This window comes from Ornithinicoccus hortensis (assembly GCF_006716185.1).
In the GTDB taxonomy this organism is placed as follows: domain Bacteria; phylum Actinomycetota; class Actinomycetes; order Actinomycetales; family Dermatophilaceae; genus Ornithinicoccus; species Ornithinicoccus hortensis.
Genome location: NZ_VFOP01000001.1, coordinates 2848270 through 2872911 on the forward strand (window position 1 = coordinate 2848270; position 24642 = coordinate 2872911).

Below are 24642 nucleotides of genomic sequence, written 5' to 3' on the forward strand. Positions count from 1 at the left end.
TCATCGGGCGGCCACCGCCCGCCCCACCGTCGACCGGAGTGCGTGCGCCACCGACCGGAGCTCGTCCACCATCCTCGCCATCCCTTCCAGTGCGAAGACGCCTCCCGCGTTGAGGACGACCTCGTCGACGCCTGCCGCCCGTAGAGCGAGGACGTGGTCGACCACCTCGTCCTCCGAGCCCACGGCGAGGACCCCAGAGTCCAGCAGCTGGGTGATCGCCTCCCCCGTGGTCGCCCCCTCGCTGACTGCACCGGACATCTCAAGCATCCGGCGATAGTGGGGCAGGTCGAGGTGTCCCCCGGCTGCCGCCGTCATGACCGTGGCGAGGTCGCGACCCGGACGGGCCGTCGCCACATGCACGATGCTCACGACCCGTGCGCACGATCGACCGGCCCGGTCGGCACCGTCCCGGAGAGCCGGCACCAGGGTGTCCGTCAGGTACTGCCGGGGAGTCAGCAAGGTGATCGCGACGTCGGCGACCTCGCCCACGGCGGCCGCGTGGCGCGGGCGCAGCACACCGGCACCCACCTCGACTGCCGGGGCGGCCACGGGCAGGAGACCCACCGGGGAGCCGTCGTCCGTGCCTCCCCCGTCTCCCGGCAACACCCCACCCTCCAGGAGGAGTCGGACCTGTCGGACCTGGTGCACCGTGTCGTGGGACGGACGCACCCGGGATCGCCCCGTCACCGCCCGGGCGAAGCCGGGATTCCCGATGCCCAGGCCGAGGACGAAGGGCTGTTGGGTGAGGACGGCCGCGCTCCGAGCCTGGAGTGCCGCGTCATACGCCGTGCGCAGGGGGACCAGTCCGACGCTAAGTCCGCACGGGACGGGGAGGCCCGCACCGGCGAGATAGCTCATCACGTGCAGACTGTCCACGCCGAAGCTGTGGCCCATCCAGAAGCGGTCGGCCGTGCCCTCCGCCACCAACTCGGCGACCCGGTAGCCCGCCCGCGCGTCGGCGGGAGAGAACGGCAGCAGGACGGAGACCTTCACCGGTCCCGCCCCGCGGAGTAGTCGCGCCGCGCCACCGTCCAGGCCCCCACCAGCCAGGCAAGGCCGGCGTACCCGGCCAGGACGAGCAGTGCTGCGCCCGCGGCCAGGGGCTCGGCTCCGCCGCCCGCTTCGACCCCGCCGGAAAGTGCACCCACCACACTGCCGGGCAGCATGCTGGCGGCAGTGCCGAGGGCGTCGGTCTGGTTCAGGATGCCGGCTACCACCCCGTCCACCAGCAGCAACCAGACCAGCGCCACGATGACCGCCAACAACTCCTTGCGGAAGAGGGAACCGACCCCGACCCCGATCACGGCGAAGAGCGGGTGGGCGAGCCACGCCGCCCCGATCGTGCCCAGCGTGTCGGGATCGGTGAGGAGGACCGGGTGACCACCGATCGTGGCGGCCACGACACCGACCGTCAGCCCCGCCAGGAGCAGCAGGCCACCGGCGACCGCACCGGCGACCCCGGCTGCTGCGACCTTGGCTGCCAGCACCCGAGAGCGCCGCGGGGAGGCGACCAGGGTGGTCAACAGGGTCCCCTGCCTCAGGTCGCCCGCCATCATGGTGATGCCCAGGAGAACCGACAGGATGAAGCCGTACCGGAACCCGGTGAGGTAGACGTTGAGGAGCATCTCCGGCAGGGCCAGACCACTGCCCTCCGGACGTTGGACCTCCCCGGCGAAGAGGGCATACAGCGTGGCGAGCACGAGGATGATGACCACGCCGCCGGCCACCGCGACGCACGGCACCACGTCTGTGCGCAACTTCACCAGCTCGGCCCGGACGTCTCGCCGGAACGACTCGCGGTCACTGCTGGTGAGCCGTCGCTCCTGGAGTGTGGTCATGAGTTCTCGGCACCCGCGGGGGTGTCCATCTGGTGGGCGACCAGGTCGGCGTAGTGAGGGCACCGCCGGACGAGTTCCTCGTGCGTCCCGGTGTCGACCACCTCTCCGTGGTGCAGGACGACGATCTGGTCTGCGTCCCGCACCGTGCTGAGTCGGTGGGCCACGATGACCTGCGTGCAGGCCAGATCCCGCAGCCGCCCGAAGACCTGCTGCTCCGTCCGGGCGTCCAGGTGGCTGGTCGCCTCGTCGAGGACGAGGATCCGCGGTCGGTGCACGAGCGCCCTGGCCAGTGCCAGGCGCTGGAGCTGTCCGCCGGAGAGCCCGACGCCCTCATCGCCCAGGGGGGTCGAGTAGCCCAGCGGCATCGCGACGATGTCATCGTGCAGGCAGGCCAGGGATGCCGCGAGGACCACGTCCTCATCCGTCGCCTCGGGGTCGGCCAGGGTGATGTTGGCCCGGATGTCCCCGCTCAACAGGGAGGGAGACTGGGTCACCACCCCACACTGGGAGCGGAGCCACTCGAGGTCGAGGGACTGAAGGGGGTGACCGTCCATCGAGACGTTGCCAGACGTAGGCGGCAGGAGGCCGGTGAGCACCCTGGCCAGCGTGCTCTTGCCCGATCCGCTGTAACCCACGACGGCAACCCGTCCCCCTGCCGGCACGGACACGTTGACCCGGTCCAGCGCCAAGGGCGCGTTCTGCGCGTAGGCGAACGACACGTCCTCCAGCTCGATGCTGCCCTTCAGCACCGGCCTGGCATCGCCCTGCCCGACGGATTCCGGTTCCTCATCCAACACGTCCTTGATCCGGTCCAGGTGGACCCGGACGGTCTGCATGGCCTGCAGGCTGTTGCCGAGCTGGCCGATGGGCGCCAACGCCGCCCCCGACAGCGCGCTCACCGCGAGCATCGTGCCCATCGACATCTGGCCCATGATCACCAGCGACGCCGCGAGCAGGGTGACCGCGATGGGCGCGGCGATCCGGGTGCCGGAGAGGACGGCCTCGACGACGTTGTCGAGGCGGCGACGTTGCACGGAGCTGTCCAACTGGCGCCGGTAGGCCACGGCCCACCGGGAGAAGGCCGCACGGTCGGCGCCCGAGCTCTTGATCGACTCCATGCCGCCCACCGTCTCCAGCAGCGCGCTCTGGGAGTCGCCCATGGCGATGAGTTCCCGCTCGGCGAGCAGCTTGGCGCGCCCCAGGGTGCTCACGATCAGGAGCACCTGCAGCATGCCCACGGCGACCAGCGCGAGCGCGATGACCCAGGAGTTGAGGGCGATGACAGCCAGGTAGACCATCACCAGGCCCGAGTCGATGAGGATGGCCAGCATCTGGCCGCTCAGCAGGTCGCGGATGAACGCGGTGCTCGACGCGCGTACCAACAGGTCTCCGCCGCGTCGCAGCTGGAAGTACTTGTAGGGCAGCGACAGCAGGTGTCGCATGAAGTGCGTCATCATCCGGATGTCGATCACGGTCTGCAGCCACAGCAGGAACTCGGATCGGGCCAGGGCACTGCCCACGTTGGCCACCGCGAAGCAGAGCAGCCCCAGCAGCAAGATCTTCACAACGCCCGCATCACCGGACGGGATGATCTGGTCCACCACGAACTTGGTGAGCAGCGGAGGAAGGATCCCCAACGCGACGAGCAGGAGGGACACGCCGACGACGGCGCCCAGGTGTGAGGGGCTCCGCGGGACGTAGCGGGCGATGAACGAGAAGAAGGACCCGCGCTCGCGGGCACGGGGCGTCACCTGCTGGGGTCGGAGTTGGAGGACCACGCCCTGGTAGCCCGCGTCGAACTCCGCCCACGACAGCGTGCGCCGTCCGATGGCCGGATCGATGATCCGGACCCCGCTCCCGGAGATCCGCTCCACCACCACGTAGTGGGCGCCCTCCCAGTGGGCGATGAAGGGGGCCGTCACCTCGCCGAGCGACTCGATCGGTGCTCGCAGCGCCTTGGCCTCGAAGCCGCGGTCGCGCGCCGACTCCGCCAGCACCCGGAGCGAGGTCCCGTCCCGTCCGACACCGAGGCTGTTGCGCAGCTCCCGGACCTGTATGTGGTGGCCGTGGAAGCCGCTGACCATCGCCAGGCAGGCGACCCCGCACTCGGTGGGCGTCGACTGGTAGTGAACCGGTGTGCGCCACATGGTCAGCCGATCAGGCCACGGAGGACGGGCGTGGGCGCGAACCGCACGCTGACCGGGTCCCCAGCGACCACGTCGTCGACCGCTTCGTCGAGTTCCACCACCACTGTCGGTGGCTGGCCCTGCTCGGCGGGCTGCACCGAGATCACCGTGCCGTCGATGACATCGCCGGGCACGGCCACCTCGACATCTTCGCCTTCCTGGGCGACGTCACCTCCCGACACGAGGAGGCTGCCCCGGGTGCCGGAGACCTCGCTCCACTGCCCGTGGGCGACCGGCCGGTAGGTGACGAGGAGTCCGGCCACCAGGATGGCCGCGCAGACTGCTGCGGTCACCCAGAACCACCACCAGCGGACCCGGATGACCTCGGGAGTGATCGAGTCGCTGCTCCGGATCGCTGCCTGTGTCTCGTCGAGCGTGGCTGTCATGGCCTGTTCACCTCACCCACCGCCTCCGCGGACTCAAGGGTCAGCACATTCGGCATCGCCCCTCCGGAGGCCGCAAACGCGAGGCCCCACGCGATGCCGGCGGTCCCGGTCATCAGTCCCGGGGTGTGGACGCCGCGCGGTACCCCGCAGAGCCATCCGTCCCGGCTGCCCGACTCCACCAGGGCCAGGAGGGTCGTGTCGGTGTCCGCGTGGGGAGCGGCGCCGGAGTGGGTGGCGGCCAGCAGGTTGCCAACGTCGCCGTGGCACAGACAGTGATTGCCGATCCCGCGCACCTCGGATGCTCCCGCCAGCCCGGTGTCCCACAGCGCGCGGACCGCCAGGTCGCGTTGCCCCGTGAGCCGGTCCGGGTCCGGGATCAGGTCCTGGTGCCTCAGCAGGGCACCACGTCCCAGGGCGCCGCCACCCGCGCCGTGACACCAGGCACGCATCGCCCCGCCGCGACCCGTGGCGATGGTCCGGAGGTCCGCCGAGTCGCCGCTCTGGCTGTCGAAGTGTTGGTCCTCGTGGGCCAGGGCACCGGCGATCAGGTCCCCCACGTCGGCGCCGGAGTCGGCTTCGTGTAGCCGGGCGAGCGCGAGGGCGATGCCGAGGGTGCCGTGCGAGAGCCCCACGAGGGGTTGGCCGTCGGAGACCGGGCTGATCCACCCGAGTTCACCCTCGCCCAGGCCCTGGGCTGTCTCGCGCAGCCGGTCGGCGGCGCAGTGGGCCACCTCCAAGGCCGGAGTCGGGGCGAACGGCGCGACGGCGAGTGCGGCCAGCAGCGCCCCGGCGCTGCCCGACACGATGTCGGCATTATCGTCGACCTGGACAAGTTTCCCGAGCGTGTCCAGGAGCCCTGCTGCTGCGTCACCCCAGTCTGCCCGGTCACGCAACGTCGCGGCCGTCGCCAGGGCGTACATGGTGCCGCCGACGATGCCGAATGCTCCCGCATCCATCCCGGCGACCCCCCGCTTGGCGACCTGGCCTGCCGACAGTTCCGCCATGACGGCTGCCTGGGACGCGACCTGGCCCATCGCCCGGTCGGCGTACTCGACGACCCGGTCGTCTCCCCCGACGCTCGCGACCGCGGACAGCGCCAACGCGATACCCGGCACACCTGCATACAGGTCCATGGACGTCGGGGAGAGGGTCCACCACCGTTCGTCGACCAGGTTCAGCCCGATCCAGCCGAGGTGTCCATCCCGTTCCACGGCCGAGTCGCACAGGGTGCGGGCGATCTCGTGGGCGGCCTCGACCACCTGTTCCCGGGAGGCCCCGGCGGCCGGTCGGGGCCGCGACCAGCCCGGCCACTTGTCGACCTCACCGTCGATGGAGGCGGCCACGAAGCTGTAGGTGGCGATCTCCATCTGCCGGCGCCGGTCCTGGGTGTCCAGAGCGTTGATCCGTGCGCGCACGATGTCGGTGGGGGGTTCGGTGCGCCGCCCCAGCGGCACCTCCGCGTCCCCGGCGAAGAGTTCCCCGGTGTCGGCACTCACCCCGAAGATGGGCACGTCACCGACGAGGAGATCCTCGAACTCGGCCCGGATCACCCCGATCCGGTCGGGCCTCCCCCGGTGGCCGTTGAGCAGCTTGCCCAGGTACATGAGTTGGTCGAGCGCGTCTCGCTGGAAGTCGGGGTGCATCGACTTCAGCAGCAGGCGCCCGTAGAGGAAGGTCGGCCGGGCGATGTGCCGGACCACCGCCCCGGCGAATCCGGCGAGCGGTCCATCCTCGGATACCAGTTCGTCCGCATGCTCCTCGAGCAGACGATGGGTCTCCTCGAAGCCCTGCAGGAAGGGTCCCTCGCGCTGCACCAGGTCGAAGACCTCGCCCGACTCTGCCGTGGGCGCGTTCGCCTGGGCCGGCACCGTGTGGCGCTGCGCATCGATCCGCATGGTGTCGCGGCCGGCGTCGACGAGCGTGGGTACCTCGACCAGCCCCTGCTGCCCCCCGTGGCCGCCGATGGCACTGACATCGACGGCATACGACTCGTCATCCTGGTTGACCAGGATACGGTCGGGCAGGATGCCGATGGAGCGGATGGACTCCCCCAGCACCGTGGCGGCCGCGTTGACCAGTTTCTCCTCCGGGCGGGATCCTGCACCGATCGGCTCGACGTGCAGCAGCGCTTCCAGGTCCACCAGCACGGGGTCGTCCCCCGAGGCCATGACGTTCTCGAAGTGGAAGTCGGTCGAGTGCAGCGCATAGAGCAGCGCGGTCAACCTACCCAGCCGTCGAGCGTACCGGTCGGCGCCCGCCTCGTCGGTCGGGCGGGAGCTGTCGATGAACTCGACCCACGTCCGATCGGCCCGCCCCACCGTGGTCACCCGCCGGAGGGGTGCTTCGGTCAGGTGGTCGTTCGTCCACGCCAGGAGACGGTCGAACGCCCGGTCGAGCGCGACGTCACGCGGCTTGTACACCACCTTGGTGCTGTCGGTGGCCAGGATCGCGACGGAACGGCCCTTGCGGTGGCTGTCTCCGGCACCGAACTCGACCCGGGTGAACCGCGGCACCTGCCCCTGCCACATCACGCCGGAGAGTTCCGGGAGGTCCTCGAGGTAGGCGCGGACCAACTCCAGCCGGCGTTCCACCCAGTAGCGCAGCCGCGTCGTGACGAACCGGGTCAGGACGACGTACTCGGACAGCAGCGCTGCTCGGCCCTCCTGTCCCTGTAGCAGGCTGACGAACGCTGCGTAGCGCTCCTCCGGGGTTCCGTCCCCCAGTCGTTCCTCCACGCGTGCCACGTTGAGCTCGAGGACCAGCACGGGGGAACACATCATGTGCAGGTACTCGACGGGAGGATCGGCGACGACGGCCTGCACCAGCGAGTCGACCGACTGACGGATCTCCTCCGACTGGCCCTCGGCCAGGCCCTCGGCGCCGGTCACGAACTCGCGGAGGGCTCCCTCGAGTAGGGGACGGAGCACCTCCAGCAGACCCAGCGGCGGGAGCTCCGCACGATCCTGCCCCAGCGTCCAGAACCGCTCGAAGTCCGCGACCCAGTCGGGCACCTCCTCCAGGCGCCGGCGGAGGGAGTCGTCGTCTTCACCGAGCAGCCCCCACAGGTCACTCGCACTCACGCCGAGCGGGCGCAACACCGTGTCCTCGGACTCCGCATCGGAGAACGCTGGCAGCGAACGCCAGCGGGAGATCCGGAAGTCCTGCCGGTCCCGGTCGTTCACCGTGGGGGTGCCGGGCGCTGCGAGTCGCTCACTCAGCGTCGCCGCCCGCCACCACGGCAGGTCCGGGCACCGCTGGGCGGTCGTGCCGGGCGCAGGGTCGGTGCGACGCTCCTGTTGCGTGCCAATCACTGTCGCACGCCTCGCCCCGCCTGCGTGCGGTTCCGGATAATGGCTACGAGACCCGTTCCGAGGAGCCCGACGATCGCGGCGATGGCCAGGTAATAGTTGCCGAGCAGGACGAACGCAAGGACGCCCAAAACAATAAAGCCTACGACGGCCAACATCTCGATCTTCGTCAACATCTCCATCAACTACTCTCTCGATCCGAGCCTTCGGAACATCAGATAACGATCAGATAAATTAGGCATGAAGTACAAGTCGCTCGAGTCGCTGGCTGTGGGCCCCCAGCCAGCGACTCAGCGCCGCCGGACTAGCAGCCCGGGTGGTCGCAGACTAGACCGCAAACGGTCCAACCTGAGTACCACGGCACACACCAACAGCACCCGAAGGTCCCCACGAGGCCGGAGCCTGCGCCGGAGACCTCATCCATCTCGAGTTCGGTCAGCTCGGCAATCTCTGCCGACCCCGACGGGTGCGCCATGTCGGCGCTGCGGGACTGCGGGTCCTTCCAGGAGCGAACGATATCCATCTCGCACAGCCCCCTTCAGCAGCAACCACGCGTGCCCATCTGGCAGGACCCGCAAAGGGTCCCGTCAGGCGAGCACTTGGTCACGGTGATGGCGATGGTCGCGGTGACGATGGCGCAGGCCCAGCCCGTGCCACCAGCCACCATGTCCATGTCGTCGTCGGACAACTCCACGACGCCGGCCGGATGGATATCCAGATCCGACCCCCTGGCTTGAGGGTCTTTCCATGCAGTCGTTGTCGTCATTGACTTCCTCCATCTCTGATCGGAGTCCCCCAACCCGCCAGCCAGCCATTGCGACAATCGACCTTCGAAGAGTCTAGGGACTTTCTCTGGTGATGCAGCACCACTGTGTGGTGCATCACGACCATAAGCACGGCTTTCAGCGGCCCGCAATGAGTTGACGAAAGACAGAAGTTCATTTTACGTGGTCCCCGGCGCCATGAACGCGCTCTCATCGCGCTGCGGTGCAGGTCAGGTACGACCTCGTCGATCTTCCTGACGATTCAACCGTTTACCCTCGGCGCGTCGGGCGTCCTGGCCGATCCACGCCACACACGACTCAGCAGACCCAGTTGTACTCGCGGCTCTCCTCGGTCAACCAGGTCTCCATGCCGCTGTCCGAGACGAACCTCGCGTAACCGTCGCTGTAGACGGTCAGGGTGCCGGTGTCATCACCCGGCCCGGGCGGTGCGACCGCGGGCAGCGGCCCGGGGCCCATCGCATACGGGGTGGGATCGAAGTCCTCCAACTCCTCGCTCAGCAGCGGGTAGTAGACGAGGTCCTCGTGGTGCAGCACCTCGTTGCCGCACGCCCCGTAGTAGGAAACGTCCTCGTAGACCTCCACCACCGTGGCGCCGGTCGGCGACGCGCTCGGGTCCTGGGGCTGGCCGGACGGTGACTGGTCCCCGCAGCCGGACAGCACCAGGGCGACCGACAGCAGGAGTACGGGGGCGGACCGCGTGCAGAGGCGGGGCAGGGAGGCGCTCATGGTGGTAGGACGCGCCGGCGCCCCTCCCCGTTCCACGCCGACAGGACCGGTTCCCGACGACATACCGATGAGTCCGGCACCCGAGGCGGGTCAGACCCTGTGGACTGTCCCCGACGAACGGAGCCCCCATGTACGACCTCCACCCCGCGACCCAGGCACTCGGCACGGTCGTGGCGGGGGTCCGCGACGACCAGCTCGAGGATCCGACACCCTGTCCCGGGTTCTCCGTGGCGGATCTGCTGGACCACGTGGACGGCCTGGCGCACGCGTTCGCCGAGGCGGCGGCCAAGGAGGTGTCCGACGGATCGCAGGACCCGCCCGCTCCGGACGGCGCCACCCTGGCTGCGGACTGGCGCCGCCGGATCCCCCGGCGGCTGGCGACGTTGGCACGGGCCTGGCGGGAGGAACCTGCCTGGTCCGGGATGACGCAGGCCGGTGGGGTGGACCTGCCCGGGGAGGTGGCCGCCCTGGTCGCGGTCAACGAGGTGATCGTGCACGGCTGGGACCTGGCGACCGCGACAGGGCAGCGGTTCGGGGCCGAGCCGGACCTGGTGGCGGCGGCGCTGCGGTTCGTGGAGCAGTCGGTGCGGGACAGCCCCGGCGGCACGCCCGGCCTCTTCGGACCACCGGTGCCGACCCCCGCGGATGCCGACCCGCTGCACCGGCTCATCGGCCTCACCGGGCGCGACGTGGGGTGGCGACCCACGACATAGCCCTCCCGCCGATCGGCGCTGCTGCCCGTCGCTCAGCGCCGCACCCCGCTGGGCTACGGTCTCCTGGTGCCCAACCCCGCCCAGCGACCGGCGTCGCACCCGCCCTCGGCGAGACCGACCCTGCTGGTGACGGCGGTGCTGGCCGGGCTGGCGATGATCGGCCCGTTCACGATCGACACGGTCTTCCCCGGGTTCACCGCGATGGGCACCGACTTCGAGGCGTCCACCACCGCGATGCAACAGGTGACCAGCGTCTACCTCCTCGCGTTCGCGGTGATGAGCGTCTTCCACGGGCCGATCTCGGACGCGCTCGGACGCAAACCGGTGATGATCGGTGGGCTCGTCGGCTACACCCTGGCCACGGTCGGCTGCGCCCTGGCGCCGTCCCTCCCGGTCCTGCTGGTGTGCCGCGCGCTGCAGGGCACCTTCGCCGGCGGGGCGACGATCGTCAGCCGCGCCGTGATCCGCGACATGTACTCCGGGGCGGACGCGCACCGCCTGATGAGCCGGGTGATGATGATCTTCAGCATCGCCCCCGCCATCGCGCCGGTCGTCGGTGGCTGGCTGCTGGCGATCGGACCTTGGCCGGTCATCTTCTGGGCGATCGCCGGGTACGGCATCCTGATCGCGCTGCTCACCCTGCTGGTGCTCCCCGAGACGCTGCCCGCCGCGGACCGTCATGCGCTGAGGGTCCGGCCGATGCTCGGCGGTCTGGTCGGCGTCGCGCGGCACCCGGCGTTTGCCCGGCTCGCGATGGCCACCACCTTCACCTTCGCCGCCCAGTTCCTGTATGTCGTGTCCGCCCCGATCTTCGTGGTGGACCTGCTGGGCAAGGGCGAGCAGGACTTCTGGCTCGTCTTCGTGCCGATGATCGGCGGCATGGTGACCGGGGCCTGGGTGTCCGGCCGGCTGGCCGGGCGGGTGCGCACCGAGCGGCTGCTCGACGGCGCGATCGGCTTCGCCCTGCTCGCCGCCCTGGCCAACGTCGTCCTGGTCGCCATCAGCCCCACGCTGCCGATCGTCGTGATCGCCCCGGGCTTGATCGCCTTCGCGGTCGCCATCGCCTTCCCGGTCCTGCAGTTGGCGATGCTCGACCTGTTCCCGCACCACCGCGGGTCCGCAGCGTCCCTGGCCACCTTCGCCTCCCTGGTGTTCAACTCCCTGCTGGCCGGTGTCATCTCCCCGTTCGTCACGACCTCGCTGCTGGTGATGGCGGTCTCCAGCGCCGGCTTCGCCCTGCTCGGCCTGGCCTTCTGGGTGTGGCACCGCGCCTCCGCGGTCCCAGCCGCCGCGTGAGAACCTGCGGGGCGACCCCGGAACCGGACGCCGCCCCGGCGCGTCCCAGTGACATGGAGTCTCCCGCTCGTCGGCTGATCCGCGCGCTGGCACCCTGCCTGGTCGGGCTGGGTGTGCTGGCGTCCTGCGGCACGGACGCCCCGGGCTCCCCCGACCCCGGCGCCACGGTGGCGGTGCGCGGCGCGACCCCGGAGGTCGCCCCGGACGAGGCCGCCGTCACCGGCGGACCGAGGATCACCGACGAAGAGAGTGCCGACGTCCTCCTCTACATCAGCAACCAGTCGTTCGAGGACGACCGGGTGCGGATCACGGTCCACATCGACGGCGTGCGCCTGGTCGACGACGACTTCGACGTCGAGGGACAGCACAACTGGATCCTCTTCCCGGTCGAGCTCGCCCCCGGGGAGCACCGTATCGAGGCCGTCTCGGACACCGGTGCCAGCCTCGAACAGACGCTGACCCTCCCCGAGGGGGAACGCCGCTGGGCGGTCCTGGACTACTGGTTCTACCCCGACCAGGGCGACGACCAGGACGACGTCCCGCGGATGTTCACCTTCGAGGCCTACGACCACCCGGTGGCCTTCGCCTGAGACAAACTGCGACGCCCTGCCCGGTCAGAGCACGGGTGAGGGCTCGCGGCGCCACTCCTCCAGCATCGGCGCCAACCCCTCGGCGAGCATCGGCAACTGGGGCACCAGGCTGAGGGCACCGACCATCTGCAGGCTGCGCGCCCCGTCCATGATCCGTTGCAGGTCCGGGTCGACGGTCCGCAGCCCCAACGGGCCGGCCGCCGCGTCGTAGGCGGCCACCGCCTCGGGTCCGTGCCCGGCCAGGTCCCACTCGATCGGTCCCAGGCAGGCGTCCTCGAAGTCGGAGAACTTCAACCCGGAGGTGGTGCGGATGACGTTGTGCGAGGGGGCATCGCCCTGGATCGGTTGCACGTCAGCCTCCGGGAACCGGTCCTGGAAGGCCCGGACACCGGACAGCACCGGCCGGAGCGCCCGGTACTCGGCGTGGACACGGTCCAGGTCGTCGTCGGAGAGCAGGTGGCACCCCTCGAGCGCCTCGATCATCGCCGGGAGCGAGTCGTTGAACGGGCCCAGGAACGGCAGCACCCCCGGGTAGGCCCCCAGCGCCGCGTGCAGGGCGGCGCACACGGCGTAGTCCGCCCCGGCATACGGGCTGTGGTCGGGGCTGACGTCGGCCAACTCCCAGAATGTCATCGAGAAGTCGTCCTCCCGGACCGGCTCGGGCGGCACCAGCGGCGATGGGCGCACCACGGGGACGTTCTCCCGGGCCAGCCAGTCGGCGATGTCGATCTCCCGCTGCTGGCGCAGGGTGACGTCCTCCGGGGTGGTCCCCGGCGGCAGCACCACCGGGATCCGGGCCACCACCGGTGAGGGGTCCAGGTGGACCACGACGGAGAAGACGTCGTGCAGCACCCGGGTGTCCTCGACCTTCAGGCCCAGGTCGGTCGCGGCGGTGAATGCGGCCTCGGTGGCCAACCGGGTGCGGGCCGCCAGTTCCTCGGGAGTGAGCGTGGCATCGGGCATACCCCATCGTGGCAGCATCCGGCCGTCCGCGCAGCAGATCCGCACCGCCGGGTTCTCGACGCCCGAACACGTGGCGGGGTGCGGGAAACCGGTGCGGATCACCTAGCGTGTGCCGGATGAGCGCCCTGACCCTGCGTGTGCCGATCCGGTTCAGCGACATCGACGCGTTCAACCACGTCAACCACACCCGGTACCTCAGCTACTGCGAGGACCACCGGATGGAGATGCTCGCCGACCTCCGGAAGACGGCCCCGGACCTGCCCTTCCTACCCAACCTGGTGGTGCGGAGGGTCGAGGTCGACTACCTGGTGCCGGCCGTGCTCGCCGACCGCGAGATCGAGGTGCGGGGCGCGACCACCCACGTCGGCACCTCCTCGTTCCGGATCCGCTACGAGCTGGCGACCGCACGCGGGGTGTGCGCCACGGTCGACGCCGTGCTGGTGCAGGTCGACGACACCGGCGTGCCCAGTCCGTTGGACCCCGCCTACGCCGCGTGGCTGGAGGCGCACCGCGCCTGAGCCCGGCCGGCCGGCCGCTACTCCTCGCCCGGCCCCGTGACCTCCTCGTGGGTTCCCCGTCGCCGGAGGGCCAACCCGAGGAGCAGGCCCAGCAGGCCCGCCAGTGCGTACCCGCCGTAGCGCTTGACCAGTACCGGACCCACCGCGCTGCCGAGGTCGATCGCGTCGTCCTGCTCGGAGTGCCAACCGCCGGGCGTCGCCGCGGCCGGTGCCGGCCGTGGGGTCGGATCCGGCCGTGGCACGGGAGGCGGTTGTTCTGCCGGGTCCGCTGTGGCGGCTCCGGGGGCTGCCGCCGCGCCCTCGGGGGCGACGGCCGGTCCGGCCGCGTCGTCGGTGGGCGTCTCCCCCGCCGGCTCGGTCGCGTCGTCGGCGTCGCCGCCGTCCCCGAGCTGCTGCTCGACGCAGCTGATGAACTGGCCCAACAGCTTGTCGGAGACGTCCTGCATGACACCGCGCCCGAACTGCGCCGGCTTCCCGGTGACGTTGAGGTCGGTGCTCACCTCCGCCCTGCTGCCGCTCCCGTCGGGCACCAGCCGCAGGCTCACCGTGGCGCCGGCCGTGCCGTTGCCCCGCTTGTCCTTGCCCTGGGCCTCGATCACGGCGGTATGCGCGGCGTCGTCGCGCTCGACGAACCGGCCGGACCCGGCATACATCATCGCGATCGGCCCGAGCTTGACCTTCACCGTGCCGGAGAAGTCCTGCTCGGTCGCCTCGGTCACCGTGGCGCCGGGGAAGCAACTCCCGACCTTGTGCAGGTCGGTCAGCAGCGCCCAGGCGCGGTCCGGGTCGGCGGGGACGGTGAATTCGTGGGACAGCTTCACCGGCTCACGCTCCCGCTGCCGTCAGCACGGCCCGCCGGGTGAGCACACCCGCCACGTGCATGCGGTAGTCGGCCGCGCCGTTCAGGTCCGAGGGCGGGTCGGTGCCCTCGCCCACCTGGGCACACACCTCCTGCAGGGTCGCGTCCGAGGCGGACCGACCGACGAGGGCCTGCTCGACCGCGGGGGCCCGCAGCGGGGTCTGCCCCATGTTGGTCAGCCCGACCTTCGCCTCGGCGATGGTGCCGCCCTCGGCGCGGACACAGGCGGCGACGCCGACGATCGCCCACTGGTGGGAGACCCGGACGAACTTCTCGTAGGCACTGCCCCAGCCGGTGTGCTTGGGCACCCGGATGGCGGTGAGCAACTCGTCGTCCTGCACCGCCGTCTCGAACAGCCCCACGAAGAACTCCGGGGCCGGCACGGTCCGCTCGGCGCCGTCGGCACCGGCGATCACGAACTCGGCGTCCAGGGTCAGCACCGGGGCTCCGACGTCACCCGCGGGATCGGCGTGCACCAACGCGCCACCGATGGTCCCGCGGTGCCGGATCTGCGGGTCGGCGACCTCGCCGACAGCCTGGACCAGCAGGCCGGCGTGCTCGGCGACCAGGGGCTCGGCCAGGAGGTCGTGGTAGGTCGTCATGGCGCCGATCCGCAGGGCGTCACCATCGTCGGTCACGCCCTGCAGGTCGGGGATCTTGCCGAGGTCGACGAGCAGCTCCGGAGCGTTCAGCCGCATCCGCAGGATGGGCAGCAGCGACTGGCCGCCGGCGATCACCTTGGCGTCGTCGCCGTGCTCGGCGAGCACCGCCAGGGCCTCCGCCAGGGTCGCCGGGGCCACGTAGTCGAACTGGGTGGGGATCACTGCACACCTCCAGTGGTGTCGGCGGGACCGGCGGCCGGGCCGGGCGGGTCCTGGTTGGGCGCCGACTCCCCGAAGTGGGGAGCCGCCGCGTCCTCGGTCGCGGCCTGCCCGCCGGCGGTGCCACCCTGGATCGCGCGCCAGACGCGCTCGGGGGTGCACGGCATCAGGATGTCGTTGACCCCGTAGTGCCGGATCGCGTCGACGACCGCGTTCACCACGGCCGGGGTGGAGGCGATGCAGCCGGCCTCCCCGACGCCCTTGGCGCCCAGGTCGTTGCTGGTGGCCGGCGACACCGTCCGGTCGGTGACGAAGGAGATCGTGTCGGCGCTGGTCGGCAGGGTGTAGTCGACGAAGGACCCCGAGACCAGGGTGCCGTTCTCGTCATACACCGCCTCCTCCCACAACGCCTGGGCGATGCCCTGCACCAGGCCGCCGTGCACCTGCCCCTCGACGATGAGCGGGTTCACCACGGTGCCGATGTCGTCCACGCACACGTAGGAGCGCATCCGCGAGGCCCCGGTCTCGGTGTCGATCTCCATCGCGCACAGGTGGGTGCCGTGCGGGAAGGAGAAGTTCACCGGGTCGAAGGTCGCGTCGGCATCCAGGCTGGGCTCCATGCCGTCGGGCAGGTCGTGCGCCGCGAAGGTAGCCAGCGCCAGGTCCGCGAGCCCCACGCCGGAGTCGGTGCCCCGCACCTGGAACCGGCCGTTGCTGAACTCCAGGTCCTCCACGCTCGCCTCGAGCTGGTGGGCCGCCAGCGGTTTTGCCTTCTCGATGACCTTCTCGGCCGCCTTGATCACCGCCTGCCCGCCGACCACCAGGGACCGGGACCCGTAGGTGTCCATCCCCTTGTGCGAGATCTGCGTGTCGCCGTGCAGCACCTCGACGTCCTCGAACGGCACGCCCAGCTTGTCGGCGACGATCTGGCTCCACGCCGTCTCGTGTCCCTGGCCGTGGGCGGAGGACCCGGTGATCACCTCGACCTTGCCCGTGGGCAGCATCCGGACGGAGGCGTGCTCCCAGCCACCGGCGCCGTAGTTGAGGGAGCCGAGCACCCGGGAGGGGGCCAGCCCGCACATCTCGGTGAAGGTGGAGATGCCGATGCCCAGCTGCACCGGGTCGCCGGACTCGCGGCGCTGCTGCTGCTCCCGCCGCAACTCGTCGTAGCCGAAGAGCTCCTTGGCGCGGGCGGTCGCCGCCTCGTAGTTGCCCGAGTCGTACTCCAGGCCGCACACGGTGGTGAACGGGAACTCCTCGTGCTTGATCCAGTTCTTCTCCCGGATCTCCAGCGGGTCGACCCCGATCTCGACCGCCAGCTCGTCCATCAACCGCTCGATGGCGTAGGTGGCCTCGGGCCGACCGGCACCGCGGTAGGCGTCGGTCCACGTCTTGTTGGTGAAGATGTTCCGGCAGGTGAAGTGGTAGGCGGGGAACTTGTAGATCGCGTTGAACATGAACGCCCCGAGGATCGGCACGCCGGGCGTGACCAATCCCAGGTAGGCGCCCATGTCGGCGAGCAGCTCGACCTTGAGGCCGGTGACCGTCCCGTCCTTACGGGCCGCCAGGGTGAGTTTCTGCCACTGGTCCCGCCCGTGGTGGGCGGCCAGCAGCGACTCGCTGCGCGTCTCGGTCCACTTGCACGGCTTGCCCGTATGCCGGGCCGCGAGGAAGGTGATGACCTCCTCGGGCGTCACCTGCAGTTTGCCGCCGAACCCGCCGCCCACGTCCGGCGCGATGACCCGGACCTTGGACTCGGGGACCCCGAGGGTCATCGCCAGCATCAGCCGCAGGATGTGCGGCACCTGCGTCGCGGACCACATGACGAACTGCTCGCCGGTGGGGTCGACCACGGTCGAGCGGGGCTCCATGAACGCGGGGATCAGGCGCTGCTGGCGGTACTCCCGCTCGATCAGCACCTCGGCGTCCCGGATGGCGTCCTCGACGTCCGCGCCCGTACCGGCCTCGGCCGAGTCGAAGGTCCAGGTCGCGCTCACGTTGGTGCCCAGGTCCGGGTGGGCCAGGGCCTCGTCGGCGGCGGCCGCCTTCAGGTCCAGCACGGCCGGGAGGTCCTCGTAGTCGACGTCCACGAGTTCGGCGGCGTCCCGTGCCGCGGCGGCGCTGCGGGCGATGACGACCGCCACCACCTCACCGGCGAAGGCCACCCGGTCCACCGCGATGGCCGGGTGCGGCGGGGCCAGCTGGTCCTCGGTGACGGGCCAGGCGCACGGCAGCGAGCCCTGGATGTCCTTGACGTCCTGGCCAGTCAGCACGGCCACCACGTTGGGGGACTCCTGGGCCGCCGAGACGTCGATCGAGGTAATGGTGGCGTGCGCGAACGGGCTGCGCACCATGCTCAGGTGCAGCATGCCGGTCAGCTGCAGGTTGTCGGTCCACCGGGTGCGCCCGGTGATCAGCCGCTCGTCCTCCTTGCGGCGACGGGCCTTGCCGACCTCCAGTTCCGGTGCGGCGGCGGTGGTCTCCTCGGTGATGGTCATGACGACACCGCCTCGGACTGGCCGGACGCCTGCTGCACGGCCTTGACGATGTTGTGGTAGCCGGTGCACCGGCAGAGGTTGCCCTCCATCCCCACCCGGATCTCTTCCTCCGAGGGTGTCGGGTTCTCCTCCAGCAGGCTGGTGGCCTGCATGATCATGCCAGGGGTGCAGAAGCCGCACTGGAGGGCGTGGCACTGGTGGAAGGCCTCCTGGACCGGGTGCAGCGCACCGTCGGTGGCCAGCCCCTCGATCGTGGTGACCTCGCGGCCGTCGGCCTGGACCGCGAGGACGTTGCAGGACTTGACGCTCTGCCCGTCGAGGTGGACGGTGCACGCCCCGCAGTTGCTGGTGTCGCACCCGATCACGGTGCCGGTCTTGCCGAGGGTCTCGCGCAGGTACTGCACCAGGAGCATGCGTGGTTCGACGTCGTCGACGTAGGTCGCGCCGTCGACCTTGACGGTGATACGTGCCATAGAAGTCACTCCATTGTGTGGGGACAGTGGGATCTGCCGGTCACGGGTCTCACCCCGATCCTGTCCAAAGTCGCCCCCTGTGACAAGGGTCACGCGCCATACATCGCCGCAGGTCAGACGTGGTTCCGCAGATGCGGAACGGCGTCGGGAGAGGGACCCGCACCCACGGGTCAGGTGAGGCTTTCCTCACCCATCTGGTGGGCGATCGGGTCGCGGTGGTGGATCGGACCCTGCAGTTCCGAGAGCCGGTCCCCGGCGCCTCCCCACCGCAGCGCGATGATCTCGGCGGCGATGCTGACGGCCGTCTCCTCCGGGGTCCGGGCGCCCAGGTCGAGACCGATCGGGCTCGACATCCGGGCCAGGTGCTCTTCGTCGATGCCGGCCTCCCGCAGCCGGGCCAACCGGTCCTCGTGAGTGCGACGCGATCCCATCGCCCCGACATACGCCACCCGCGGCCCGGTCAGGGCGACCTCCAGGAGCGGCACGTCGAACTTCGGGTCGTGGGTCAGCACGCAGATGACGGTCCGTTCGTCGATCCGCTCGGCATCGACCTCTCCCTGCAGGTACTTGTGCGGCCACTGGACCACCACCTCGTCCGCCTCCGGGAAGCGGGACCGGGTGGCGAAGACGGGCCGGGCGTCCACCACGGTGACCTGGTAGCCCAGGAACGAGCCGACCCTGGCGACCGCCGCGGCGAAGTCGATCGCGCCGAAGACCAGCATCCGGGGCTTGGGCGCGTAGGAGGCGACGAAGACCCGCATCTGGTCTCCCCGGCGTTCGCCGTCCGGCCCGTAGGACAGCGTGGCGGTGCGGCCCCCGGCCAACAGTCCCCTGGCGTCGTCACGGACGGCGGCGTCGGCCCGGGCGCTGCCCAGGGTCCCGGTGTCGCCCTCGGCCGCCGCGGTGTGCTCGGGGTGGACCACGAGCCGGCGCCCCAGCCAGGACTCGTCGGGATGGGCCACCACCGTGGCGACCGCCACGGGTCGACCCTCGTCGATCTCGGTGGCGACCCTGCCCAGCTGCGGGAAGGTCTGCTGCGAGATCTCCTCGACGAAGACGTCCAGGATCCCGCCACAGGTCAGGCCCACCGCGAAGGCGTCGTCGTCGCTGACCCCGTAGCGCTGCAGCACCGGCGGCCGGCCGTCCAGCACCTCCTGGGACAGCTCGTAGACGGCGCCCTCAACGCAGCCGCCGGAGACCGACCCGACGGCCTCGCCGCCGGGGCCGACGAGCATGGAGGCCCCGGGCGGACGGGGTGCCGAACGCCAGGTCCCGACGACGGTGCCCATGCCGACGCGTTCACCGGCCTGCCACCAACCGAGCAATTCCTGCAGCACCTCACGCACCGCGGACCACCTCCACCATCTCCTCGAACGCGGCCATCGAGTGTCCGGCCACGAAATCGTCGCAATAGGGCAACGCCGCCACGATCCCCTGCTGCACCGGCGCATACCCGGGCTTGCCCCGGTGCGGGTTGACCCACACCACCCGGTGCGCCAGGGCGTGCAGCCGCCGCATCTGCTCGGCCAGCACGTCGGTGCCGTCCCGCTCCCAGCCGTCGGAGAGGATCACGACCACCGCGCGCCTCGCCATACCCCGTCGTCCCCAGCGGTCCAGGAAGGCCCCGAGCATCTCCCCCAGCCGGGTGCCCCCGGACCAGTCGGGCACGGCCTCCCCCGCCCGCAGCAGCGCCCGGTCGGGATCGCGCTCGCGCAGGGCCGGGGTGACCCGGGTCAGGCGGGTGCCCATCGTGAACGCCTCGGTGCTCCGTGGTGCGGCCTGCACCAGCGTGTGCGCCAGCCGCAGCAGCGAGTCGGCATAGGAGGACATCGATCCGGAGACGTCGATGAGTAGCACCACCTGCCGGGGACGGGTGTCCCGGCGGCGGTAACGCACCGGCGCCGGCTCCCCCATCCGCTTCAGTTGGGCCCGCAGCGTGGCCGGTCCGTCGACCTGACCGCGGTGCGCACCCGTATGCCGTCGGGCCGGCCTGGTCGGCGGATGGGGCCGCAGCGTGCCGAACAGCCGGCGCAGCTCGGCCCGGTCCTGCGGGGACAGGCCCGCCACGTCGCGGTGGCGCAGCACCTCCGTCGGGCTGGCCACCGCCCGGACCGGGTCGTCCCCGTCCTGGGACCCGCCCGTGCCGCCGTCCGTCAGGTCGGCCTGCACGGTGCTCAGCCGCGGCACCTCCTGATTGGTGACGGCGTTCATCGGGGTGCCGCCGAACCAGCCGGTGAAGACGGTGTCATAGGGCTCGAGGTCCGCGGGCGAGGCACACAGCGTGCCCCGACCGGCCCAGTAGACCCCGACCCGGTCGGACACCCCCACCGCGGCGCAGGCGGCCAGGAAGGTGCGCTCGCGGTCGGCGGTCACCGGGAGACCGGCGGCACGGAGTGCCCGGGCGAAGCCCAGGAGCGTCTCCTCACCGGTCCAGGTCATCAGCGCGTCAGCATCCGGTCCAGGGCCCGGCGGACCCGGTCGGCGTCCTCGCGGTACTTGACCGCGGTCCCCAGGGTGCTGGCCGCCACCTCGGGGTCCAGCCTGCTCGCGCCCAGCGCCTGCAGCGCCCGGGCCCAGTCCAGGGTCTCGGCGACCCCCGGCGGCTTGATCAGCTCCCCCTCGTGGCGCAGCTGCTGGACGAGGGTGACGACCTGCTCGGCCAGCTGCTCTGGCACCTCCGGCGCCCGGGTGCGCAGGATCTCCAGCTCCCGCGCCAGCCCCGGGTGGTCGATCCAGTGGTAGAGGCAGCGCCGCTTCAGCGCGTCGTGCAGCTCCCGGGTCCGGTTCGAGGTGAGCACCACGAAGGGTGGCGTCTGCGCCGTCACCGTCCCGACCTCGGGGATGGTGACCTGCCAGGTGGACAGCACCTCCAACAGGAACGCCTCGAACTCGTCGTCGGCCCGGTCGATCTCGTCCACGAGCAGCACGCACGGGCTCTCCCGCAGTGCGCGCAGCACGGGCCGGGCGAGGAGGAAGCGTTGGTCGAACAGCTCGGCCTCCAGTTCCTCCCCCTCGCGGGTCGGGCCCCCGGCGGAAGCCACCGCCTCGACCGTCCGCAGGTGCAGGATCTGGCGCGGGAAGTCCCAGTCGTACAGGGCCTGGGTGGCATCGATCCCCTCGTAGCACTGGAGCCGGATGAACGGCACCGCGAGGACCTGCGCGATGGCCTCCGCCAGGGCGGTCTTGCCGGTGCCCGGCTCACCCTCGAGCAACAGGGGACGGGACAGCGCGTGGGCCAGGTAGGTGACCGTGCCGAGGCCCTCGTCGGCCAGGTAGCCGGTCTCGCCCAGCGCCGCGCGCACGGCCCCCACGTCACGGAACACCTCGTCGGGTCGCATGGGCCGAGCATGCCCGAGGTCCGCCGGGGTGTCGACGTCCGCCCCCGTCGCGAGGTCCGCCACCGGGATCGTCTGCACCGGGTTGACCCGCAGGTACTCCCGGGCGCCGCGGTCCCCGTCTGCCGAGGCCAGGACGCCGGCCCAGTGGTCCTGCCCGAGTAGCACGGGATGGCCCGGCAGGTCGTCGTATGCCGCGCGCGCCAGGGCGGTGCCCAGGGCCCCGTCCCCGGGCGCCCCGCCCTCCTCGAGGACGCGTCGGACCACCCCGGGGCCCACGTCGGGCAGGTCGACCAGGTGGACCAGTGCCGCCTCGTGCCCCGTGTCCCCGTGTTCCGTGCTCAGTTGTTGCAGGTGTTGCAGGCCGGTGCGCAGCGAGGCGCCCATCCCCTCCGCCCAGTCGACGCAGCGGGTGGTGCGCACCTGCGGCAGGTCCGCCGCGTCCAGCCGGGCCTGCACCTCGTCCGCGCGGGCGCCCAGCACGACCAGGACGTCGCTGCACCCCCCTTCGATAAGGGTGCGGCAGGCGGCCTCCACGTAGCTTTGTCCGTCCTCCCGGCTCAACAGCGCCTTCGGCATGCCCATCCGACGACCGGCACCCGCCGCCAACAGCAGGCCGTGCACCCGCGCACCATTCGGCATACCCATGGCCCCATTGTGGCCCGGGGCGGAGGTCCGTCGATATGGACCTGGGCACGCGCACCGTCCAGGCTCTCGTGGCTCCGACGTCTTGGGCCCGGCGCACTGCGTTGCGAGCCCGAGAGCTGTCGACGCCGTGCAACGCCACCTCGACGCGCCCCGGGCAGTGTCGACCCTGCCGCGCGCCCAGTCTTCGGTGAGCGCGTTGATCCTGGTCAGTGGGGTATTGATGGGTGCCGTTCGATTTTGTCGAACATATTTTCGTCGAACGTATTGACGAGTGTGGAGTGGGTGGGTTAGATTAGGACAAAGATTCGATCAGGGTCCCGGGGAAGGACGTTGGGTCGGAGTGGCAGGTGGGATGCCGGAGGGTGGTGAGGGGTATGGCGGTACAGCCGCAAGAGACGCCGATGGTGCTTCCCGGGCCGTCTCAGGTCACCGGGCACCCGGACACCGGGCACCCGGTGTCCGGCTACCCGGTGTCCGGGTGCCCGGTGCCGCATCCGGTGGAGGCGATGGTGGCGGGGGTGGAGGCCGCGCTGGGTGGGGTGTCGCGACAGGCGTGGGCGGGGTTGGAGGCGCCGACGGCGCGGGCGTTGTATGCCCGGTTGTCGCGGGTGGCTGAGCAGGTCTCGGCGCACAAGATGGCCGCGGCCCGGGTGTTGGAAGCGGCCGGCACGGCCCGCCAGCACGGCGCGGCGTCGACGGGGTCGTTGCTCGGGTCGGACTTCGGTGGGGACCGGCGCGAGGGGGACGAGCTGGTCCGGCTCGGGGACACCCTGAAGCAGGCGCGGGCGGGCGCGACCGAGGACGCGTTCGGCGCCGGGCGGATCACCCGGGCCCAGGCCGGGGTGATCGGCAAGATCCTCAAGGACCTGCCCGAGGACGTGACTCCCGACCAGCGGGAGGCGGCCGAGACCGCCCTGCTGGGCCAGGCCGGCACGATGACGCTGCGGGACCTGCGGGCCAGGGGCGACCGGATCAGCGAGGTCTTTAGGGCCACCCCGGAGCAGACCGATGCCGACGAGGAGGCGATCGTGGCCCGTCGCGAACGCCGCGCCCGGTCCCTGACCACGTTCTGGATGCGGGAGACCGGTGAGGGCACCTACCAGGGCGGCTTCACGATCCCCACGGTCCAGGGCGAACTCCTCAAGACCATCCTGGACGCGGTCGCCTCACCCCGCCGCGACCACCTACGCACCACCGGCCCCGCAACCCCCGCCGGCCCCGCCGGCGGCCCCGGCGGGCCGGGCGGTCCCGGTGGCCCGGGTGGTCCGGGTGGTCCGGGTGATGACCGGTCCTACCCGCAGAAGCTGGGGCAGGCGTTCTGTGCCCTGATCGAGCACACTCCGACCGACGGGTTCGTCCAGTCCGGTGGTTCGGCGGCCGTGGTCGCGGTCTCACTGTCCCAGGAGAAACTAGCCACCGGGACCGGGTGCGGCACGACCTCGACCGGGGTCCGGTTGACCGCCGGGCAGATCCGCCGGTTGGCGTGTACCCAGCAGCTCCTGCCCCAGGTCTTCGGCGGTAAGAGCCTGCCCCTGGACCACGGGACCCTGCGCCGGTTGTTCAGCAAGCACCAACGGATCGGGATCGGGCAACGCGACCAAGGATGCGCGATGCCGGGCTGTGACCGGCCCCCCGGCTGGTGCGAGTTCCACCACGCCGGCAACCCCTGGTCCACCGGGGGCGAGACGAACCTGGACCAGGGCGTGATGCTCTGCGCGTTCCACCACCACCTGATCCACGACCAACACTGGCAAATCAGACTCCACCCCGAGGACGGGATCCCCGAGTTCCGGGCACCCGGAGGCACCACCTGGGCCCGCAACACCCGATACCGACCACCCCGAGATCTCGGGGTGGCACCCACCCCAGCCCTGCTCAACCACTCATAGCACCCGGACACCCGAACGCCAACACCGCGACGCCGGACGCCAACTCCCGGAGGCCGACACTCCCATGCCGCGACCCCAGGGCCTGCCCACAGGCCCTGGGGTCGCTCCGACTCAGTGAGACCTCGTGGCGCGCCGCGACGACTACACCTCGCGGGAGGGGAACTGGCGGACGCCGTCGGCGGTGAGTACGCCCCAGACCGGGGTATCGTGCGGCTCGTCGGGGACGTGGGGGAGCAACTCGTGCTCGTGCAGGACGGTCACGGTGGGCGTGTCGGGCCGCAGCAGCTGCAGCGCCCGGTCGTGGTAGCCGCCACCCTTGCCGATCCGGATGCCACGACCGTCCACGCCGAGGCCGGGGGTGAACGCGACGTCGACCTCGGCCAGCACGTCTCGATGAAGGCCCCACTCACCTGAGTCGGCGGTCGAGCTCCGCCTGAGCGAAAAACGCGGACGCGGTCTTGAGGATCTCGTTCGCACGTTCCAACTCGGTGACCCTCTTCTTCAGCGCCCTGACCTCCTCGCTGTCCCCGCTGCGTGAGGCCGCGCCCGATCCCCGGGTGCCCCCGGCGCGCTCGGCCTCCTCGACCCAGTTACGCAAGGTCGCCGGGTTCAAGCCCAGCAAGGACCCCACGTGGCGCCGCGCGCCCAACTTGGACTCCTCACCCTCAGCGAGCCGGCCACGGTACATCCGCACCGCCCGCTCCCGATACTCAGCGTCGTACTTCCTCGGTGCTGCCCATACGGGCCCTGACCCCGCGCCTGGCGCCGGTGCTGACCTGCTGGCCGCCTACCTGGACCGCCTGGCCGCGA

Annotated in this window: 24 protein-coding genes and 1 pseudogene; 5 read left to right on the forward strand and 20 right to left on the reverse strand. The window is 71.0% G+C overall.

The features are described from left to right. From FB467_RS13300 to FB467_RS13340, 9 genes are all read right to left on the reverse strand, one after another. Positions 1-993, reverse strand: coding sequence for an LLM class flavin-dependent oxidoreductase (locus FB467_RS13300; RefSeq protein WP_141785530.1), 993 nt, complete (start codon positions 991-993; stop codon positions 1-3). Beyond that, positions 990-1838 carry a hypothetical protein gene (locus tag FB467_RS13305; protein ID WP_141785531.1) on the reverse strand — a complete coding sequence of 283 codons (849 nt, stop codon included), beginning with the start codon at positions 1836-1838 and terminating at the stop codon, positions 990-992. Before FB467_RS13305 ends, FB467_RS13300 begins: the two co-directional genes overlap by 4 nt. Further along, positions 1835-3985, reverse strand: a complete 2151-nt coding sequence (locus tag FB467_RS13310; RefSeq protein WP_141785532.1) for a peptidase domain-containing ABC transporter — start codon at positions 3983-3985, stop codon at positions 1835-1837. Before FB467_RS13310 ends, FB467_RS13305 begins: the two co-directional genes overlap by 4 nt. Positions 3986-3987: 2 nt before the next feature. Beyond that, positions 3988-4410: a hypothetical protein gene (locus FB467_RS13315; RefSeq protein ID WP_141785533.1), complete on the reverse strand. Its 423-nt coding sequence runs from the start codon at positions 4408-4410 to the stop codon at positions 3988-3990. Next, positions 4407-7721, reverse strand: a complete 3315-nt coding sequence (gene lanM, locus FB467_RS13320; protein WP_141785534.1) for a type 2 lanthipeptide synthetase LanM — start codon at positions 7719-7721, stop codon at positions 4407-4409. The genes FB467_RS13315 and lanM overlap by 4 nt, the downstream gene beginning before the upstream one ends. Next, positions 7718-7900, reverse strand: a complete 183-nt coding sequence (locus tag FB467_RS13325; protein WP_141785535.1) for a hypothetical protein — start codon at positions 7898-7900, stop codon at positions 7718-7720. Before FB467_RS13325 ends, lanM begins: the two co-directional genes overlap by 4 nt. A gap of 122 nt (positions 7901-8022) precedes the next feature. Continuing rightward, entirely contained in the window at positions 8023-8241 is a 219-nt protein-coding gene (locus FB467_RS19545; RefSeq protein ID WP_141785536.1) for a mersacidin/lichenicidin family type 2 lantibiotic, read from the reverse strand. 15 nt (positions 8242-8256) lie between these two features. Beyond that, a complete protein-coding gene (locus FB467_RS13335) occupies positions 8257-8484 on the reverse strand; it encodes a mersacidin/lichenicidin family type 2 lantibiotic (protein ID WP_141785537.1) in 228 nt (75 codons plus the stop codon). A 316-nt stretch (positions 8485-8800) separates the two neighbouring features. After that, entirely contained in the window at positions 8801-9229 is a 429-nt protein-coding gene (locus tag FB467_RS13340; RefSeq protein WP_141785538.1) for a hypothetical protein, read from the reverse strand. Positions 9230-9357: 128 nt separating this feature from the next. Between FB467_RS13340 and FB467_RS13345 the strand changes: the two genes are divergently transcribed. From FB467_RS13345 to FB467_RS13355, 3 genes are all read left to right on the forward strand, one after another. Beyond that, a complete protein-coding gene (locus FB467_RS13345) occupies positions 9358-9942 on the forward strand; it encodes a TIGR03086 family metal-binding protein (RefSeq protein ID WP_141785539.1) in 585 nt (194 codons plus the stop codon). 66 nt (positions 9943-10008) lie between these two features. Then, a complete protein-coding gene (locus FB467_RS13350; RefSeq protein WP_228393176.1) occupies positions 10009-11238 on the forward strand; it encodes a multidrug effflux MFS transporter in 1230 nt (409 codons plus the stop codon). A gap of 53 nt (positions 11239-11291) precedes the next feature. Then, positions 11292-11828 carry a hypothetical protein gene (locus FB467_RS13355; RefSeq protein WP_141785540.1) on the forward strand — a complete coding sequence of 179 codons (537 nt, stop codon included), beginning with the start codon at positions 11292-11294 and terminating at the stop codon, positions 11826-11828. 24 nt (positions 11829-11852) lie between these two features. On the opposite strand, the gene FB467_RS13360 is transcribed toward FB467_RS13355, so the two are convergent. Then, the gene (locus tag FB467_RS13360; protein ID WP_141785541.1) at positions 11853-12791 is read right to left on the reverse strand and encodes a phosphotransferase; all 939 of its coding nucleotides are present in this window, start codon (positions 12789-12791) and stop codon (positions 11853-11855) included. A 116-nt stretch (positions 12792-12907) separates the two neighbouring features. Here FB467_RS13360 and FB467_RS13365 point away from each other — a divergent pair, with 116 nt between their 5' ends. Beyond that, positions 12908-13309 carry an acyl-CoA thioesterase gene (locus FB467_RS13365; protein ID WP_141785542.1) on the forward strand — a complete coding sequence of 134 codons (402 nt, stop codon included), beginning with the start codon at positions 12908-12910 and terminating at the stop codon, positions 13307-13309. Positions 13310-13326: 17 nt separating this feature from the next. Here the strand turns inward: FB467_RS13365 and FB467_RS13370 are convergent, their stop codons facing one another. The 8 genes and pseudogenes from FB467_RS13370 to FB467_RS18525 form a co-directional block, all read right to left on the reverse strand. Continuing rightward, positions 13327-14130 (reverse strand): SRPBCC family protein, encoded by an 804-nt coding sequence (locus FB467_RS13370; RefSeq protein WP_141785543.1) that lies wholly within the window; start codon positions 14128-14130, stop codon positions 13327-13329. A gap of 4 nt (positions 14131-14134) precedes the next feature. After that, on the reverse strand, positions 14135-14992 hold the full coding sequence (locus FB467_RS13375) for an FAD binding domain-containing protein (RefSeq protein WP_141785544.1): 858 nt from the start codon (positions 14990-14992) through the stop codon (positions 14135-14137). Next, the gene (locus tag FB467_RS13380) at positions 14989-17487 is read right to left on the reverse strand and encodes a xanthine dehydrogenase family protein molybdopterin-binding subunit (RefSeq protein WP_141785545.1); all 2499 of its coding nucleotides are present in this window, start codon (positions 17485-17487) and stop codon (positions 14989-14991) included. The genes FB467_RS13375 and FB467_RS13380 overlap by 4 nt, the downstream gene beginning before the upstream one ends. Further along, positions 17484-17960 carry a (2Fe-2S)-binding protein gene (locus tag FB467_RS13385; protein WP_141785546.1) on the reverse strand — a complete coding sequence of 159 codons (477 nt, stop codon included), beginning with the start codon at positions 17958-17960 and terminating at the stop codon, positions 17484-17486. The genes FB467_RS13380 and FB467_RS13385 overlap by 4 nt, the downstream gene beginning before the upstream one ends. 170 nt (positions 17961-18130) lie before the next feature. After that, entirely contained in the window at positions 18131-19306 is a 1176-nt protein-coding gene (locus FB467_RS13390) for an XdhC family protein (protein ID WP_141785547.1), read from the reverse strand. Continuing rightward, a complete protein-coding gene (locus FB467_RS13395; protein WP_141785548.1) occupies positions 19299-20399 on the reverse strand; it encodes a vWA domain-containing protein in 1101 nt (366 codons plus the stop codon). Before FB467_RS13395 ends, FB467_RS13390 begins: the two co-directional genes overlap by 8 nt. After that, on the reverse strand, positions 20399-21298 hold the full coding sequence (locus tag FB467_RS18520) for an AAA family ATPase (protein WP_170230865.1): 900 nt from the start codon (positions 21296-21298) through the stop codon (positions 20399-20401). Before FB467_RS18520 ends, FB467_RS13395 begins: the two co-directional genes overlap by 1 nt. Before the next feature lie 99 nt (positions 21299-21397). Continuing rightward, positions 21398-21943, reverse strand: a pseudogene (locus FB467_RS18525) (nucleotidyltransferase family protein); the annotation flags it as partial. Positions 21944-22344: 401 nt separating this feature from the next. On the opposite strand from FB467_RS18525, the gene FB467_RS13405 reads away from it, so the two are divergent. Then, a complete protein-coding gene (locus FB467_RS13405) occupies positions 22345-23832 on the forward strand; it encodes an HNH endonuclease signature motif containing protein (RefSeq protein ID WP_170230717.1) in 1488 nt (495 codons plus the stop codon). Positions 23833-23973: 141 nt separating this feature from the next. On the opposite strand, the gene FB467_RS13410 is transcribed toward FB467_RS13405, so the two are convergent. Both FB467_RS13410 and FB467_RS19550 read right to left on the reverse strand, forming a co-directional pair. Continuing rightward, on the reverse strand, positions 23974-24219 hold the full coding sequence (locus FB467_RS13410; protein WP_170230719.1) for a 5-formyltetrahydrofolate cyclo-ligase: 246 nt from the start codon (positions 24217-24219) through the stop codon (positions 23974-23976). A gap of 19 nt (positions 24220-24238) precedes the next feature. Further along, positions 24239-24520, reverse strand: a complete 282-nt coding sequence (locus tag FB467_RS19550; protein ID WP_425325850.1) for a transposase — start codon at positions 24518-24520, stop codon at positions 24239-24241. Positions 24521-24642: the final 122 nt, after the last annotated feature.